The 17,828-nt window shown below is 58.1% G+C and carries 12 protein-coding genes; 2 read left to right on the plus strand and 10 right to left on the minus strand.

Features of this window, described 5'->3' with window-relative positions:
• Positions 1-45 precede the first annotated feature (45 nt).
• Both HSS18214_RS0108650 and HSS18214_RS0108655 read left to right on the plus strand, forming a co-directional pair.
• Positions 46-1,428 (plus strand): FAD-binding oxidoreductase, encoded by a 1,383-nt coding sequence (locus HSS18214_RS0108650; RefSeq protein ID WP_016914896.1) that lies wholly within the window; start codon positions 46-48, stop codon positions 1,426-1,428.
• A 25-nt stretch (positions 1,429-1,453) separates the two neighbouring features.
• A complete protein-coding gene (locus HSS18214_RS0108655) occupies positions 1,454-2,563 on the plus strand; it encodes a pyridoxal phosphate-dependent aminotransferase (protein WP_016914897.1) in 1,110 nt (369 codons plus the stop codon).
• A 28-nt stretch (positions 2,564-2,591) separates the two neighbouring features.
• Here the strand turns inward: HSS18214_RS0108655 and HSS18214_RS0108660 are convergent, their stop codons facing one another.
• The 10 genes from HSS18214_RS0108660 to HSS18214_RS0108705 form a co-directional block, all read right to left on the minus strand.
• On the minus strand, positions 2,592-3,548 hold the full coding sequence (locus HSS18214_RS0108660) for a branched-chain amino acid transaminase (protein ID WP_016914898.1): 957 nt from the start codon (positions 3,546-3,548) through the stop codon (positions 2,592-2,594).
• Positions 3,545-4,651, minus strand: coding sequence for a histone deacetylase-like amidohydrolase (locus HSS18214_RS0108665; RefSeq protein WP_016914899.1), 1,107 nt, complete (start codon positions 4,649-4,651; stop codon positions 3,545-3,547). The genes HSS18214_RS0108660 and HSS18214_RS0108665 overlap by 4 nt, the downstream gene beginning before the upstream one ends.
• Positions 4,648-5,679 carry a histone deacetylase family protein gene (locus tag HSS18214_RS0108670; RefSeq protein ID WP_016914900.1) on the minus strand — a complete coding sequence of 344 codons (1,032 nt, stop codon included), beginning with the start codon at positions 5,677-5,679 and terminating at the stop codon, positions 4,648-4,650. The genes HSS18214_RS0108665 and HSS18214_RS0108670 overlap by 4 nt, the downstream gene beginning before the upstream one ends.
• 21 nt (positions 5,680-5,700) lie before the next feature.
• Positions 5,701-6,975 (minus strand): TRAP transporter large permease, encoded by a 1,275-nt coding sequence (locus HSS18214_RS0108675; protein ID WP_016914901.1) that lies wholly within the window; start codon positions 6,973-6,975, stop codon positions 5,701-5,703.
• Positions 6,972-7,517, minus strand: a complete 546-nt coding sequence (locus HSS18214_RS0108680; protein ID WP_026001825.1) for a TRAP transporter small permease — start codon at positions 7,515-7,517, stop codon at positions 6,972-6,974. The genes HSS18214_RS0108675 and HSS18214_RS0108680 overlap by 4 nt, the downstream gene beginning before the upstream one ends.
• Positions 7,518-7,605: 88 nt before the next feature.
• On the minus strand, positions 7,606-8,679 hold the full coding sequence (dctP, locus tag HSS18214_RS0108685; RefSeq protein ID WP_016914903.1) for a TRAP transporter substrate-binding protein DctP: 1,074 nt from the start codon (positions 8,677-8,679) through the stop codon (positions 7,606-7,608).
• A 110-nt stretch (positions 8,680-8,789) separates the two neighbouring features.
• A complete protein-coding gene (gene lhpI, locus HSS18214_RS0108690; protein ID WP_016914904.1) occupies positions 8,790-9,731 on the minus strand; it encodes a bifunctional Delta(1)-pyrroline-2-carboxylate/Delta(1)-piperideine-2-carboxylate reductase in 942 nt (313 codons plus the stop codon).
• Positions 9,732-9,956: 225 nt separating this feature from the next.
• Positions 9,957-10,724 carry a helix-turn-helix transcriptional regulator gene (locus HSS18214_RS0108695; protein ID WP_016914905.1) on the minus strand — a complete coding sequence of 256 codons (768 nt, stop codon included), beginning with the start codon at positions 10,722-10,724 and terminating at the stop codon, positions 9,957-9,959.
• Positions 10,725-10,843: 119 nt separating this feature from the next.
• A complete protein-coding gene (locus HSS18214_RS0108700; protein WP_016914906.1) occupies positions 10,844-11,200 on the minus strand; it encodes a RidA family protein in 357 nt (118 codons plus the stop codon).
• 157 nt (positions 11,201-11,357) lie between these two features.
• Positions 11,358-17,819, minus strand: coding sequence for a hypothetical protein (locus HSS18214_RS0108705; RefSeq protein ID WP_016914907.1), 6,462 nt, complete (start codon positions 17,817-17,819; stop codon positions 11,358-11,360).
• Between the last annotated feature and the right edge of the window lie 9 nt (positions 17,820-17,828).

Consider the following 17,828-nt stretch of genomic DNA (forward strand, 5'->3'; position numbering starts at 1 on the left):
CAACTGTCTTCACACAACAATGGAACGTCACGTAAGGAAACAGGCATGCAGATTACCCTAGAGGCGCTTCGCGCCATCGTCGGCCCCGCGCACGTACTCACCGGAGACGATGTGCGAAGCCGTCGCGTCGACTGGATGACCGGCGCTCCCTGCCTTGCCGGTGCCATCGTGCGCCCGGCCAGCACCCAAGCGTTGGCCGAGGTGATGCGCGCTTGCCACGAGGTCCGGCAGCCGGTGGTGACCCACGGCGGGCTGACCGGGCTGGTGCACGGCGCCGACGCCAGCGAAGAGGAGCTGGTGATTTCACTGGAGCGCATGACCGCCATCGAAGAGATCGACCACGTTGGCGGTACGCTGACCGTTCAGGCCGGTGCCCCTTTGCAGCGGGTACAGGAAGCCGCCAGCGACGCGGGCTTGCAGTTCCCGCTGGATTTGGGCGCCCGGGGAAGTTGCACGATTGGCGGTAATATCGCCACCAACGCTGGGGGCGTGCGGGTGATCCGCTATGGCATGATGCGCCAGCAGGTGCTGGGGCTGGAAGCTGTGATGGCCGATGGCCGTATCGTGAGCTCCATGAACCGCATGCTGAAAAACAATGCCGGGTTCGATCTCAAGCAGCTTTTCATTGGCAGTGAAGGCACGCTGGGTATCGTGACCCGCGCGGTGCTGCGCTTGCAGCCGCCCACGCCCAGTGAACAAACCGCGCTGGTGGCCTGCCCCTCGTTCGAGGCCTTGACGGCCCTGCTCCGCCACATGGGCAAGGCGCTGGGCGGTAGCCTGGGGGCTTTCGAGGTCATGTGGCAGAACCATTACCGCCTGCTGACGGAAACCTCGGGACGCCACACGCCCCCCATTGCCACCAGCCATCCGTTTTATGTCATCATCGAATCCCTGGGCAGCGATGCCGAGCGCAATACGACCCAGTTCCGTGAGGCCCTGGAGAGCGCGCTGGAGAACGAGCTGATCGTCGATGCGGTGCTGACTCAATCAGCGGCGCAGCGAGACGGCCTGTGGGCCATTCGTGAAGACATCGAAGGCCTGGTCAAGGCCATGACCCCGGTATTGACGTTCGATGTCAGCCTGCCGATTGCCGATATGCAGCGCTACACCGATGCCCTGGAGCACCAGTTGACCCAGCGCTGGCCCGATGCCCGGCTCGTGGTCTTTGGCCACCTGGGCGATGGCAACCTGCATATTTCGGTGTGCGTGGGCAGTCATGAATTAGCGGTACGCCGGGAAGTCGAGACCCTGGTATATCAACCCCTGGCGGCGCTGGGCGGCTCGGTGTCTGCCGAACATGGGATCGGCCTGGAAAAGCGCCCATGGCTGGAGACCTGCCGCTCGGCAGAGGAAGTTGCGCTGATGCACACCCTCAAGCAGGCACTCGACCCTCATAAGCTGCTGAACCGTGGCAAAATATTGCGTTGAACATTGAACTGATCAGGACCTGATTATGCCCCGCTACCCCGACCACCTGACGGGCGTTGGCCCCGTGAACCCTTTCCCCGGCATCAAGGTGCTGGAGCGGCGGCTCGGCCGTGAGATCCCTCACCGCCTGGGCTCCAACGAGGGGCTGGACATGCCCCACCGCGCGCTGCGGGAACACTTCGGTGATGCCGTGACACAACACGTGTATTGCTATGGCGATGCCGAAGCGCTGGGCGTTCGCCAGCGCATCAGCGCCCAGCAAGACATTCCCCTCGACCACCTGCTGGTGGACGCCGGTGCCGACAGCCTGATCGCCCTGGCGCTGCGCACCACCTGCACCGTGGGTGAGGCCGTGGTGAGCACCGCAGGCACCTACCCCACCTTCGGGTACTTTGCCCAGGGCCAGGGCTGCCGGTTGGTCGAGCCCAGCTACCATGAAGCGCCTAGCGTGCTCGCCCCCGATCTGGAAGCGCTGGCAGCAGCGGCCCATCAGGAGCAAGCGCGGCTGGTGTACCTGGCCAACCCGGACAACCCCAGCGGCCACCTGCACAGCGATAGCGCCATTCTCAAGTTTCGCCAGGCGCTCCCCAACGACTGCTGGCTGCTGCTGGATGAGGCCTACGGGGATTTTCGTGACGATGCGGGAAGTGAGTTTCTGGGCCAGGCGCTGCCGGGGGTGATTCGCCTGCGCACGCTCTCCAAGGCTCATGGACTGGCGGGCATGCGGATTGGCTACGCAATTGCTGAGCCCGACGTGCTGGCAATGATGATGAAAGTGCGTATTCACTACGCGGTCTCTTCCTTCACCCAGGCCGCCGCCGAGGTCGTGCTCGACCACCCCGAGGAAGTGCAGCAGCATATTGCGGATGTCAAAGCGCGCCGTGAACAGCTGGCGCTGCACTTCACGGCGCTGGGGGCAGACGTGCTGCCCAGCGCCACCAACTTCGTCGGCATCCGCCTATCCAGCGCCGAGCTGGCCGCCACCGTGCATCAGGAGCTGCTGGACGATGGCGTGCTGGTGGCCCGCCTTGCTCACCCGCAACTGTCCAACGTGATTCGCATCACGGCGGTAGAAGAGGCACTGCAGCCGGGCAGGTTGGCGGCGCTGGAAAAGGCGCTTCGACAGCACGGCTAGCCGCGCAGGCCCCGGCGCCATTCCCCTCTCATGCCGGGGTCAGCCAGTGCTGGTAGGCCTCCAGCTCGCCGCGTACCACCTGGCGATAGAGCTGCTGCAGCTGCGCCGTGACGCTGTGGGCAGGTATCGGCTCGCTGGGCGGCGGTGCTTCGGCACGATGGCCGATGCGTCGTCCATCCAGCTCCCTGAGCGGCAGAATTTCGGCAGCAGTGCCGGTCAGGAAGGCTTCGTCGGCGGTGTACAGCTCATCGCGGGTGATACGCCGCTCTTTCACTTCGATGCCCAGCACGTCGCGGGCCAGCTGTATGATGCTGTCTCGGGTGATGCCCTGCAGGCAAGAGGTGACTTCCGGGGTGTGCAGCACGCCATTGCGCAGCAGGAAGACATTCGCCGCCGAGGCCTCGGCCACGTACCCTTCGGGGTCGAGCATGATGGTCTCATCGAACCCGGCCTTGACCGCCGTGTTGAGCGCCAGCATCGAATTCACGTAGTGGCCGCTGGTCTTGGCGCGGCACAGGCTGATGTTGACATGGTGGCGCGCCCAGGAAGAGGTCAAGGCACGCAATCCATGGGTCGCGGCCTGCGGTGAAAGGTACGGCCCCAAATCCCAGGCGGCGATCATCACATGGGTGGTCAGCCCTTGGGCGCGCAGCCCCAGGCCTTCCGAACCCAGAAACACGGTGGGCTTCAGGTAGGCATCCTGCAAGCCGTTTTTGGTGATGCTTTTGCACTGAGCATCGATCAGCTCGGCTTCACGAAACGGCAGCGGAATATCCAGCGCGTGGGCACTGTCCACGAGCCTGCGGGTGTGCTCCTCCACCCGGAACAGGCACGGGCCTTGCGCACCGGCGTAGGCCCGCACGCCCTCGAAGCAGCCCATCCCGTAATGCAGCGTATGGGTGAACACGTGAACCCTGGCATCTCGCCAGGCAAGCCAGTGGCCGTCCTGCCAGATCCAGCCGTCTCGATCATGAAGAGGTGTCATCGGGTGGTTTGCTCCCACTGTCGTTGCCAGTTATCGATCAATGCCTGCTGATGCGGCTGCAGCGCCTGATAACCCCAGGCGGCGATTTCGTCATTTTGCGGGTCGAACACGGCGGTCGTGCTGCCCGCCAGCGTCTGGACCACCGCATGGCCGCAGAGCGGCACGTAGCCTTCGGAGTAGCCGCCTTCGTGCACCATCACCAGCTTGCCAGCGCAGCAGCGCTCCGCCACGGCCTTTACTTGCGCCGTCATGGTGGCGAAGGCCTGACTGTTGAGCAGCATCTTGCCCAGCGGGTCCTTGGCACAGGCGTCATAGCCACAGGCGACGATGATGAGATCGGGCTGGAAGGCTTCCAGCGCAGGCAGCACCAGCCTTTCCATGGCATACGCATAGGCCCCCAGGCCACATCCGGGGGGCAGCGGCAGGTTGAGGTTCGTCCCGGTTCCAGCGCCCTCCCCCTGCTCTTCGAAAGCGCCGCTCTCCAGCGGGTAGTTGGCTGCCTGATGTATTGAGATGGTGAAGGTGTTCGGGTCGCGATAGAACGCAGCCTGCTGGCCGTTACCATGGTGTACGTCCCAGTCGAGAATCGCCACGCGACTGGCCTGGCCCAGCGCCTGGGCACGCATCACCGACACGGGAATATTGCCTAACAGGCAGAACCCACGGCCCTGGTCGGCTTCGGCATGGTGGCCCGGCGGGCGGCACAGGGCGTAGGCGTTGCGTACTTCGCCCCGGGCGACGGCGTCTACGGCGGCGATGGCCAAGCCCGCCGAGTGGGTCGCGGCGGCCCAGCTGCCCGGCATGTAGGGCGCGCAGTCGCCGCCGTTACCGCCCCTTGCCGCATCGCCTGCCTGAAGTTCTTCCAGGTAGCGCGGCGTGTGAAAGCGCAGCAGGTGTTCCAGCGTGGCGGCGGGCGGCTTGACCACGTAAAGCTCGTCGATCAGCCCGCTGACTTCCAGAATGTTTTTCAGCCGCCGCTTGCTTTCGGGGCTTTCCGAGGCGGCCTGGGGCTGCAAGAACTCACCCGGCGCCGAGAACACGCCGATGGCCCCCTGGTCGTGCCAGAAGCAGCGTTCGTGCCAGTAGAAGCCGGTACCGCTCATGCGTTAAACCCCTCCATGAAGGCCGCCAGGTTGGCGCTGAGATGTTCGGTGGGGTAGCCGCCTTCCTGCACGATCACCATGGGGAGCGACAGCGCGGCCAGACGCTTGCCTACCTCGATAAACGCTTCGGTTTCCACGTTCAAACCGGCCAGCGGGTCTTCCTTATGGGCATCCAGCCCCAGAGCGACCACCACCGCTTCCGGTTCGAAACGCTGCAAGTGATCGATCAAAATTGCCAGCGCGTCCAGATAGACCTCACCGTCGCTGCCCACCGGCAGGGGGAGGTTCACGTTGGCGCCCACGCCGTCATCGCTGCCTTCTTCGTCAGCCCCACCCCAGAAAAAGGGGTAGAAGTCGCTGGGGTCGGCGTGCAGCGAACCGGTCCATACATCGTTTCTGGCGTAGAAAATGTCCTGGGTGCCGTTGCCGTGGTGCAAATCCACATCGATGATCGCCACTCTGGCAAAGCGTTCGCGCAGCACGGTCGCGGCCAGCGCCGAGTTGTTCAGCAGGCAAAAGCCGCCTGCCCGCTCGGGCCCGGCATGGTGGCCGGGTGGGCGGCACAGCGCATAGGTCACCGTCTCCCCTGCTAACACGGCTTCCGCGGCTGCTTCTGCGGTGGCCGCCGAGGCCAATGCGCCTTGGAAACTGGTAGCGCTGAGCGGGCAAGCCATGTCGTGCAGGTGCCAGCCCGCCTGGCCGATGGGGTGGCGGGGGTAGTGGTGGCCGCCGCCGCAGGGGTGAATGTTGGGCGCCACCAGCGCGGCGGCGTTGGGCAACGCCTGCCAGCGGGCATGGATCGTTTCCAGAAAGGTCAGATAGCGCGGCGTATGAATCTGCGCCAGCCGCTGGCGCAGCTGGGGCGAGTCCGACGCGCCCGGGGCCACCAGCGCCAGGCCCACCTTTGCCAACCCCTGGGTGAGCAGCTCGGCCCGCACCGGCCCTTCCGGGGAAGGCGCCGGCTGGCCACGCAGCAGGAAAGTGGGCGGCGCATGCAGCGCCTGGTCAGGATGATAAAAACACTTCATGACATTGCAGTCCTTAGCGAATCACAGCAGTGACGGAATCCAGGTGGAAAGCGCCGGGAAGGCTGCCAGCAGCACAATCACCACCAGAAACGAGACATAAAACGGCAGAGAGGCCACGATGGCCCGTTCATAGGGCACCTCGGCAATTCTCGCTGCGGTCATGAGCGTCATCCCCACCGGCGGTGTCACGTTGGAAATATTGAGCACCACGATCATCAGAATGGCGAAGTGCAGCGGATCGAAGCCTAGCTGAATCATGGCGGGCACCAGCACTGGCGCCACCACCACCAACGCGGGGAGGACATCCATCACGGTGCCGATAATAATGAGCAGCACGCATACCAGCATCAGCTGCATGAAGGCGGCATCGCTAAACGTGGTGATCAAACCCGCTGCTTCCCGGGCGATCCCGGAGCGGGTCACGAACCAGCCCAACACTGCCGAGGTGGCCAGCAGGAAAAACACCACGCCGGAAAAGCGCACTGTCGTGACCAGCGCAGCCCAGACTTTTTTCCACGTCAGGTTACGGTAGAACACCATGCCAATCACGATGGCATATACCGCAGCGAAGCCCGAAGCTTCGGTAATGGTGGTCAGCCCCGAGAGAATGCCGCCCAGAATGATGAACGGCACGACCATGGCAGGCAGCGCAACGACCAGCGACATCATGGCCACTTTAAAAGGGGTAGGCGCTTGTTTGGGATAGCCTCGCTTCCAGGCTAAAAAGAAGCTGACCCCCAACAAGGCCAGCGCCATTAGCAGCCCGGGAATGATACCGCCCGCGAACAGGTCGATGACGGAGATATCGCGCAATAACGTGGCGTAAACCACCATCACCACGCTAGGCGGAATGATCGGCCCAATGATAGAGGAGCAGGCCGTCACGGCGGCCGCATATTCGGCGTCATACCCCTGCTTCTTCATCTCGGGAATCATGATCTTGCCAATTGCCACCGTATCGGTCACCGCCGCTCCGGTTAGCCCGGCAAAAAATACCGAGACCGAGATATTGACGTGGGACAGCGCGCCACGAACACGCCCAAACAGCGAGTTATTGAAGGCGATCAGTTTATGGGTGAGCCCTCCCTGGTTCATCAGCTCAGCGGTAAAGATAAAGTAGGGCACGGCAATCAGCAGAAAGCCGGAAACGCCCGAGAACATGCGGTCGGCAATAATACCCAGCATGCGCTCACCGCCTAACATGAAGCCGCCCGCCAAGCCCGACATGGCCATGACCACAGCGACCGGTGCGCCAATCAATAGCAACAACACAAAAACGATAATGGCAGGGGTCATGAGCGGCGCTCCACATCCACGGTTTCGATGAGCTCATCGATGACTTCCCGCTCATCAAGAAAGTGTTCCAGCAAGGCAAACCCATGCACCAGATGTAGCAGCATGATCGCACCGCTGATCGGCACCACAATGGCCGTGACCTTACTGGGAATCCGAATCTGGTCAGACACCATGTAAACTTGCGTGGCATTGCTGAAATACCCCCAGCCATACCAGGTCAGCATGAGGGCAAAGAGCCCGATAATCGCCAAACAGGCGCCTGCTGCCACCTGCACCAGTATTTTCGGCAGGCTACGGACCAGCAGCGTCATGGCAACGTGCTCGCCGTAGCGCAAGGAGATGGTCATGGACAGAAAGCCGATCCAAGGCAGAAATAGTCTGGCCAACGAGTAGGTCCAGCTCAGCGTGCTGCCCGTCATCAACTTATACAGGAACGCGGTAAAGGAGATGCTCAGCATCGCCAGAATACAGCCAACACATACCACAATGGCTATCTGATTAACGACATCGCTAAGTCGGCGTAAAGGCGTTAGCACACTCATGGCGAGGGTCCTCGCACCAGGGCGGGCAAGGCCCCGGTGTTTTTTCATCGCGCATCGTGATGATGCACGTCGGTTTCAGGCGGGGCTTTTATTGGCCATAAATGCGCATGTCGTCTTCTGCCAGTTGCTGACCCACACGCTCGACTTCATCCAACAGCCCCTGCACACGCTCTGCTTCCATTCCAAAGTCGTTAACGATCCACTCTTGCCAGGCGGGGCGGGCAATCTCAGCCATACGCTCACGTTCGGCGTCAGGCATCAGGTAGCACGCTTCGAAACGCTCACAGGACTCTACCCAGCTAGCCGTGGCCAGCGCGCCCGACATGCCGTGGCTCAGCTGAATGGCCTCACGTGCAGAGCTCACCAACGCCTGCTGGTGGGTTTCCGGCAGCGACTGGTACCAGGACTCGCTGACCACCCAGGGCGCACTGTTATACACATGCCCGGTGAGCGTGGTGTAGTCGGTGACCGCATCGAAGTTGAACGTGGTATTGAGGACCGGAGCGTTGAACTGACCATCGGCCAGGCCGGTTTCCAACGCAGTGATCAGCTCCCCCCAGGGCAGCGGCGTGGCAGACGCCCCCAGCGAGCGCATGATGGCCACGTGGGCAGGGTTCTCTTCGGTGCGAATGTTGAGCCCTTCCAGATCCTCCAACGTTTCGATCAATCGAACGTTGTTGGTAAAGGCCACAAAGCCGCCCCCATCATCGAAGGTGCCCAGGTAGCGCATGTTGGCAGCTTCCACGGTGCCCGACATGAAATCGGCAAACCACTCACTGTCAAAAAAGCTCCACGCCTGGCGCCAGCTGGTAAACAAGAAAGGGGCTGTAACGGCTTGATAGTCACCGTAGAACGATGACATTGCCCCAGCGGACATGATGGTGGACTGTAGCGTCCGTCCACCCTGCACTTCTGAGCCATTTTCCACTTCAGAACCGAGCTGGCCACCGCCAAACAGGGTGACCTCCAGATCCCCACCGGTGCGGGCTTCTACCAGGTTTTTAAAATGCACCAGCGCCGGATAGATTTCGTTATTACTCATGTCTTCCGGGAGCTGGGTGGCAATCACCATTTCATAAGACTGGGCCTGTGCCGAAGCGCTGGCCACTGCCAACGGAAGCACTGCCAGAGCAGCGAATAGCACGGAGCGTTTAGCGTTCATAACATACCTCGTTCGGGTTATTGGTCGATCGCGTTATGACTGGCGTAGCAACGCGACAGGTGGAGCGGCCTGAGTTGTTGTTGTGCGGCCTACACCTGCAGCGGGTTTTATCAATGCTGCCGTGGCAGTGTCTCCCACAGCTCAATCGCGGCGGCAAGATCCTCCAGCGAAGCCCCCACCGATTTAAACAGCGTAATGGCCTGCTGGTCCGAACGGCCGGGGGCAGAGCCTGCCAGCACTTCGGCCAGCTCCGCCTGGATCTCCTCGAACTGGAAGGCACCTTCCTCGATGGCCTGCAGGATGTCGCCCGCCTCGCCTTGGGCCCCCGCGTAGGTATCCACGAATACCTGGGCACGGCGCAGGCACTCGGCATCGGTTTCGCGCATTTGCGGACGAAAAGCGCCAATCAGGTCCAGGTGCGTGCCTGGCGTCAGCCACTCGCCCCGGATGATGGGCTGGGTGGAGAGCGTCACGCAGCTGACGATGTCGGCCTCTGCCACGGCGGTGGCCAAGGTGTCGACGACCTGGGTATCGAAGCGGTCTGCATACTCTTCGGCAATGGCGGCTGCCTTGTGGGGGTTACGCCCCCAGACCAGCACGCGCTTGATGGGCCTGACGCTTGCGTGGGCTTCGATCACCATGGGGGCCAGCTTGCCGGTACCCACCACCAGCAGCGTTTCGGCGTCTTCCCGGGCCAGCACCTGAGCCGCCAGCGCAGAAGCAGCGGCGGTGCGACGGCGGGTCAGTTCGCTGCCATCGATGCACGCCAGCGGCTGGCCGTGTTGGCCTTCGCTGAGCAGGTAAAGGCCGGAAATGGCCGGCAGGCCGTGTTCGGCATTTTGCGGAAACACGTTGACCATCTTCACCCCGATATAGCCTGCGGCTTCCCAGGCGGGCATCAGCAGCATGGTGGCTTCGCCATCCGGCCGATGCATGGCGTGATGGTGGCGCGGTGGCGACTCCACCCCGTTCACGAAGGTGTGGCGCAGGCGCTCGATCAGGCCTGGCCAGGCTAAACACTGCTCGACTTCCTTGGCAGAAATGACCTTCATGCCCACTCCCCCTGCAGGTGACAGGCGACGAGGCCTTGCACAATGACCCGATGGGTAGCAAAGGCCAACGCGTGCGTGTGGGTATGGGGATAAAACGAGGGTGGTAGCATCAGCGCTCTCCAGAGTCATCGAACTTCTCTTGAGACTACGACGATGCAGCAACGGTTGCTTGCCCGAGACTCTGGCAAGTTTGCCCGTAAGTCAGGTAGGCCGAGGTTTCAGACGCTAGCGATCCGACGAAGGGGAAATGTCGAAGTAACGACGGTAGGCGCGGGAAAAGCTGCCCTGATCGCGAAAACCCACCAACATGGCGATATGGCCAAGGCTCATGGCGCTATGGCGTACCAGGGTGCGCGCATGCTCCAGCCGCCTGCGCTGCACATAGGCCAGCGGCGTCACCCCGGTCAGCTCACGAAAGCAGCTATGAAAGTGGCCGGGACTCAAGGCGCATAGTGCGGCCATCTGCTCGACACGAATGTCATCGGCCAGGTGCTGATCGAGCCAGGCATCCAGGCGCTCCAGGTCCAGCCGCTCACTGATGCAGCGCGCGCCCATTTGGGCTGCCGTCTGGAGCGGTGCATCCTGCAGGTACATGTAGAGCGCCCGCAGTAACAGTGCGGCAATTTCGTTTTGCAGGGCTGGACACTGATCCAACTGATGGGCCAGCGCATGGGTGAGCTGGTTCAAAGCGGGGGGAACGGTAAAGAAGCGCGGTTTATCGAATAGCCGCTCGATCTCACTGCCCTTTTCCAGCGTGGCCAGGTGCTGCACGGGGATATCCAGCACCAGGGTACGGTTGCTGCCATCGCCCTGATACTCGTGATGGCGTGACGAAGGGATCAAGCAGCCCCGGCGAGCGGTCACCCGCTCCCCCTGGCCTTCCATGGACAGTTCCGTCACGCCACACGTGGCCAGTATCAACTGGTGAAAATCGTGGGTGTGCGCTACCTGCTCTTGCGCCAGATTGCGGCTATGCAGCTCGAACTGGACCATGACCGTACCGTTCGGGAAGTGTGAGAAGGAAGCTTCACTATAAAACGATCACGAAAGAAAAATCGAGGGGGCGTTAACGCTCGGTTAACGCCCCCTCGTGACAGCCTTGAAGCAACCGATCAGGCGTCGGGCAGTGCCGCGATGACCATGATTTCCACTTTCCACTCGGGCTTGGCCAGCTTGGCTTCCAGCGCAGCGCGCACCGGCGGACGACCCGGAACTACCCAGGCTTCCCACGCTTCGTTCATTTCTGCGAACTCGGCCATGTCGGTGACCCATACCTGCGCAGAGATCAGGTGCTCTTTGGAAGTGCCCGCCTGCGCCAGCAGCTCATCGATACGCGCCAGCACCTGTTCGGTTTGGCCACGCATGCCCACCGTGGCATCGGCCGGCACCTGGCCCGCGAGGTAGACCGTTCCGTTATGAATGGCCACTTGGCTCATGCGTGCATTGCTTTCGTGATAGGTCACGCCCATGGGGTTGTCTCCCGCGACATTGGGTTGATGAAGTGATGACATGCGTGACCAGTCAACTGCCTGGCCACGCGTTGATAGTGGCATGATTTACGCTGCGCACCAACACAAGCCCGCCTCTGCAGAGCCTGGCTTGCCACTGCAGGAGCTTTCACATGCATCAAGTGATGTTGTAGTTGGTATTCCAGTTATCTTCGAGGAACCCGTTAAGGTCCAGATTTTCGAAGTTGGCGATCAACTGGGTATCGAAGTCACTGCCTGTGAGTTCAACACGGAATAGCTGAGCATCATCTTCAATGTCGGGGGTGTCTCCATTACCTGCCAACAGGTATACCACTTCGTCACTGTTCAGGCCAAGTTGATCCAGCCAACCTGCCGTGCCATTCATGAACTCTTCAGTGGTAAATACGGCAAACGCAATATCCTCACCTAACGCAGTCAAATCGTCATAGCGCTCAAAGCCAGGCTCATCACCGCGCAGCGCATCGAACTCATTGGCCGTCAGGTCGATGAACAGCTGATCGAAGCCTGGTTCACTTCCTACTCGGAAATCCGTGATCAGCTCAATACCGTCAGCCGCTTGGCCGTCAACATTAAACGTTTTGGATAGCTGCGTGACGCTCCCACCCGGTGCGGCGCCTGGCTGGTGGGTATAGCCGTTGACCGTAAAAGTGATATTCAGGTCTTGCTCATCATCACTTTCGAGCGGGTCATCAATAATGACAATACTTGCTGCATCATCGATCAAGAATTCAGCAGGAACACCATTATTACCCGCTACATTGAGTGTATAAATATTCGCATAGGTATCCTGGACTACCCAAGTGGCTAATGACGATAGAGGAGTATCGCTATTGACCGCTCCCTCCAAGAGTAATGTCGATGTCTCGAACAACCGCTCGGCTGCCCGAGCATCCAACGCCCCTGCATCAAAGAACGATGCTTGATCCGTTTGCAAGGCATAATTCTCGGGAAGACTTAAGCCATCCAGAGAGCGCTGTATCAAAGCACTTAGTGGGTACGTGACGGTCAGCCCTTCTTGGTCAAAGTTGGGTAGCTCGCTGAGCACTTCAAAGTCCTGGAAGCTAATTTCGTCCACGTTCACCCGAACACTGCTAGCGGCAGACAAAGCCTCACTACCTATTGAGTTGAGCACTTGATCAACACTATCTTCGATTACCCAATTTAACAGCGTTTCACGGTCGAGACTTTCAGCATTGCTTGCCCCTGAGAGAATCTCCTCTACCGTCACTAACAGAGACTCTACTTCACTGACCACTAACGATGCGGCATCGAATGGCTGTCCAGCATTAATTTCATAGCTACCCGGCCGCCCCTCATTACTGCCGGGCAGCTCCCCCCCTGCATTGACTTCAGCAATCGCTTCCTCTAGCGAATAGCTGACATTAACATTATCGAGATCTACGTTGCCTAAGGTAACAAAGGCCTCGTACTGCTCAGGAGTCAGAGATGCACTACTACCCAGATCCAATGTAATCGTGTCCGCTCCGCTGATCCACGGAGCGGCGCCCGCAGCAAGAAGCTCGTCTGGCTGAGCGCTCGTGATGCTCCACGTCTGCAGTGCTTCAACACTCACCGCTTGACGATTAAGCGCTCCATCTACAATGGCTTGTGTAGCCTGATAACGTGTCTCAGCATTAGGCACGCTAGTAAGTAAGAAGTTGGGTATTTCAACCCTGCTTGCCACAATTTCATAGCTATCAGCAATGTTTTCGATATCACCAAGCGTCAAGTTGCGGGTAAAGATAAATCTGACAGGCGTATCTTCCAGCTCAAAATTACTCAGCCGTTGTAACCGCTGAAGGTCTGCAATGGCGAGAATATCATTATTGACCGACACCTGTTCTGCGCCTGTCAAATACAAAGGAAACTGATTATTCGATTGGGTAGCCAACAAGGCAGAAGCTGAGTCGATAACGCTCCATTTCAGCAGCTCATTCACCGCGGGAACAGGGGCGTTCGCACCTGAAAGGGCGAGTACGGCGCTCTCTACAATGGGTCTTACTTCTTCCGCCGTCAAAACACCAATCGACAGTTCTGTATCAGCAAGACGGTAGCCTGCACTATTGCCCTCTTCTCCCTTGACAAGCGCCTCCACCCCTTCTGACTCAATGATTTCTAACGCTTCTTCAAGCGTATACAAAATCTCCACCGGATCACTATTGTAATCGTAGTTGCCAAGACCAATGAGTGACTGGTATTGTTCATAAGTCAACTGCACATCCGTAATTTGAACACGATCGGCCAAGACAATATGATCTTGTGCAATAGCTTGAATAATATTGCTTGCCGTATCGTTCACCGTCCAGTCAAACAGACGTTGAGCGGTCTCGTTATCACTCTCTACATTTCGACCCGCTTCTAATACTGCACGCACATTTTTTAGCTCGTTTGCAGCCTCTTCAACGACGAGTGTCGCTACAAAAGGTGTTGCAGTATCATTCAGCACGAAGCGACCATCAGGCGCTAATATATCCGCCGACTGAGCTCGAAGTGCATCATTGATATCAGCGTAAACTACGGTTACCTCTTCCCCTAAACTGAAATTATCTAATCTACCCATCAGTTGCTCATATTGAGCTGCTGTCAGCGTTTCGTCTGTCACCTCAACACTTTCAGCAAGTTGGAGGCCGTCAGGAGCAGAAGCACCCAAGCGTGACTGAATATTGTTGTAGCTATCCAGAATGCTCCAGGAGTAAACGCTACTCAGGTCAGGCGAGTTCTCTGCCCCACCTAACAACTCGCGAACGATAGACAGATTCTCGATGGCATCTTCCGCTGCCAGGGACTCCAGAACAAGCTGCGGCTGTGTATTGATAAGATAATTATCTACCACATCATCGGGGCCTCGCTCAAATGCCTGGCCGAGGGTGTATTCAACCTGTTCATTGCCGCGCTGATAACCCCGATTATCATTTCCGATCGCCAATAAAGATTCGAATTGATCAACTGTAATCTGCTGGTCAGTAAGACGAATCTCGTCAGCACCAACCATGAAAGCAGCACCTTGCTCGACTGCTAGAACGGCACTTGCACTATCTTGAACGATCCAATTAAAAAGCTCGTCGACATTTAAACCATCAGCATTATCAGCACTACCTACAACCAACTCCACACGCTCAAGAGTCGAGCGAGACTGAGCAACACTCAGCTCACCTGGTGCATAGGTATCTGTCTCTAATAAATAGCTATCGGGTAACGCGACATCTGTATTGACGGCACCTTCAAGCGTGTATCGCACGACCGTGGAGCCTAAGTCGAAATTTTCTAACTCGATAAGACGCTCATATTCTGGCTGGCTAATTTCAGCATTTGAAACAAACACCTGATCAGCTAACGCAACGTGATTCTCGAACAAGTCTTCAATAATCACGGTGGCATCATCAACGACTACCCAATGGAAAGGTAGACGCTCGCCTAAGCTGTCACGATTTTCAGCACTGTCTACCAGTTCAGTGATCTGTAGGTAGGCCTCTTGTGCTTCCGCAACACTCAACTCCCCTGCGTCAAGCAGGCTGTCTACACTAATCGCATAGCCATTCAGCAAGGTTCCTCTATCATCCGCTCGGATAGCTTCTTCCAGCGTGTATTCGACGACTTCGCCCGTCCTTATGTAGTTACTGTCTAAACCAAGGAGGCTTTCATACTCTGACAGTGTGATTAAGTCATCACTGACGCTAACTGACGTTGCTCTCAGCAGGTGCGGCACATTATCCGCACTTAAAATATTATCCGCACTATCTACAACAGTCCAATTAAAGAGCTGGTCCGCGTCTAAGGACTGTGCGTTCATAGCACCTGACAAAATCAACTCTACCGAGCTCAGCAACTGCTCTGCCTCTACGACACTCAAACTACCTGCATTTAACACAGAGCTATCTGAAATATCGTAATTTTCCGCAATCACCGCTGCGTTAACCGCTTGAGAAAGCGTATAACTTACGACGGTTTCTCCCAACTGGAAATTATCCAGACCATTAAGAAGCTCAAACTCTTCTACAGTGATGGCACGATCACTAATCACGACAGGGTTGGCCCCAGTAACGGCGCTCTCTTCAATACTATCAATAATAGCACTTGCTGTGTCACTAACCGACCACTGGAACAATGACACAGGGGGTTGATTATTAGCTCCTTGCAAAACCCGAGAGACATCCGCAAATGATGCAATCGCCTGAGAAACAGTGACCACACCAGCATCCAATGGAGCATCTAAATCGAGAACATAATTAGCGGGCAATGTTTCTACCGCCAACGCATTCTCCAAGGTATAAATAACGTCTGTGACACCCAGGTCAAAATTATCAAGCCTGCTCAGCTGTGAAAATTGAGCCGGTGTAATTATGGATTCGGTCACACTCACACGCCCCGCCTCATTCAACTGAGGATCAGCACTGGACGCGCTAATAACGTTTTGGAAGCTATCCAAAACAGTCCAGTCAAGCAGCATCTCTCGCGTCAAACCATCTTCTTCGGCATTAACTGCACGGTCTATCAGCAAACGTGTTGCATCAATCAACTCCGCTGCTTCGCGAAGCGTCAAGTCGTTTTTGAGCAGTAGAGTATCTGGGTCAAGAGTATAATTCGCAGGCATTTCAGATGTATTAAGCGCCTGCTCCAAACGATAAGGTACTATCGTGTTGCCCAACACAAAGTTATCCAGCGTGTTTAAATCTGCAAACTGGTCAGGCCTAATGGTGTCGTTGGTTACCATGACACGTGTGGCACCCAATACCGCTGGGCGCTCAAGACCACCTGTCACCAATACATCTTCTACACGTGCGCGAATAGCCCACGTATATATATCTTCAAGCGCGATGGGGGCACTATCAGCATCGTAGTCACCTTCCAGAATTTGCTGCACAAGCACTAAGCGGTCAGCTGCCACCGTTAGCCCGAGATTACCGGACGCAAAGGGCTGGTCCGGATTAAGCAAATACTGAGAGGGTAATTCGTTATTTTGTGACAGCGTAACGGCTTGCTGTAACGTCAAATAGGGTAGGTCGGCACGGGTTTCAATAGTGTCGGATAGGCTGCTATCAGGATTTTGCGCATCACGCTGTGCATCGCGCAGCGGGTTACGCACACCTTCACGATAGGCCTCTACATTCAGATTTTCACCCGCCGCATCAATGGCATCCAGCGCCTGCGTCACTTGGCCTGCAATTGTCGGCAAACCCAGTAAATCGGCCATTTCCTGATTACTGAGTGGCGCATCGACATCATCAGCCTCATTAAACGCCTCAGCCAGCAGAGACAGAGCATCCTCATTACTGATACCTGCCGTCGCAGCCATGGCCAACAAACTCGAAACCTTGACACCGGCAATAAGCAAGTCTGCGTTCGGCGACGACTCAGCCAGTGGGTCAGTGTTTACCAGGTCAATACGCTGGTCGAGTCCTAACGCCGTTTTAATAGCCGTTTGGGCGTCCGCATCATTCAAGTTAAACTGCTGAGCCAGTTGTACCATCATAGTGGTGAGCGGTGTAATGACGGTCGCCCCCTCAGGCGCCCGCAGCTCACCGACAAAAGGCAGACCGGTCGAGATATCGACCCCGCCAGTCGCGGTCAAGATACCGCTGCCCTGCAAGCCCTCAAAAAAGCCTTCTCGATTGGTCGTCACACTATTAGCGTCAAGCGCTCGTGTAACGGTAGCGCCTGAAATATAGCCATCAATGACATAACCGCTCACCGTTACAGGCGGCTCTGGCGTTGGTTCTGGTTCTGGTGCTGGCTCAGGTGCTGGCGAGCTGCCACCGCCGCCACCACCGCCTGTAGCCGCCGCACCTACCGCAATGGCACCACCACCGATATAAAGCCATGGCGGGATATCGGCAAACGAGCTAACCGGCGCACTGTTCGAGCCAGTGGTCCCCGCCGCGGCAGCGGCGCCCGATGGTGCCGACGTAAACGAGGCGCTGGGCACGAACAGTAAATTACCGAAGTCTTCTCCAGCGGCGATGCCTTGCTGCAAGGCATCGCTGGGGCTGATCAACAACAGGTCACCCTGCTCGACCACCGCCCAGCGTGGCACCACGACCTGCGCCCCATCGGCCATCGTCACCAGGACGTTCCCGTCAGGCAACAGCTCCCAGGTTTGCACATCCGGTAGCTGACTAAGCGGCACCAGAAGACCGCTGTCATTACCGAGCTGCTGCATGAGAGCGTCCACATCGACCACGACGCGCCCGTTGGCCAGCGCCACGTCCGCCGCCATCAAGTCGATACGCTGGCCGCTGTTCATCATCAGCGTCAGGCTACCGTTGGGCTGGCGAATGACTTCTGACACGCCTTGCAGGTCATTCACTGGCACCATTTTATCGGCCAAGGCCTGCTGGGCGAGCAAGGGCAAGACGAGCGTGGCGGCCATGCCACCTTGCTTGAGAGTCTTCTGGTTCTTTTCCATCCAGCGGCGCACGAAGGCCACGCGCTCATGGGGATCTGCCGGTACTTCAATGCGCGATACGTCACTGCGGGTGTCGGAAAGTGCTTGCCAAGCGCCCTGAGCCTCTACGCTGCTGACCCTGACACCATTGAGCAAATGACCGTTCACAACGCCGGGCTGTGTCGACTTGAGAATATCGGCTGATGACATCGCCATTGAGCACAT

The sequence above is a fragment of the Vreelandella stevensii S18214 genome, assembly GCF_000275725.1.
Lineage (GTDB): Bacteria > Pseudomonadota > Gammaproteobacteria > Pseudomonadales > Halomonadaceae > Vreelandella > Vreelandella stevensii.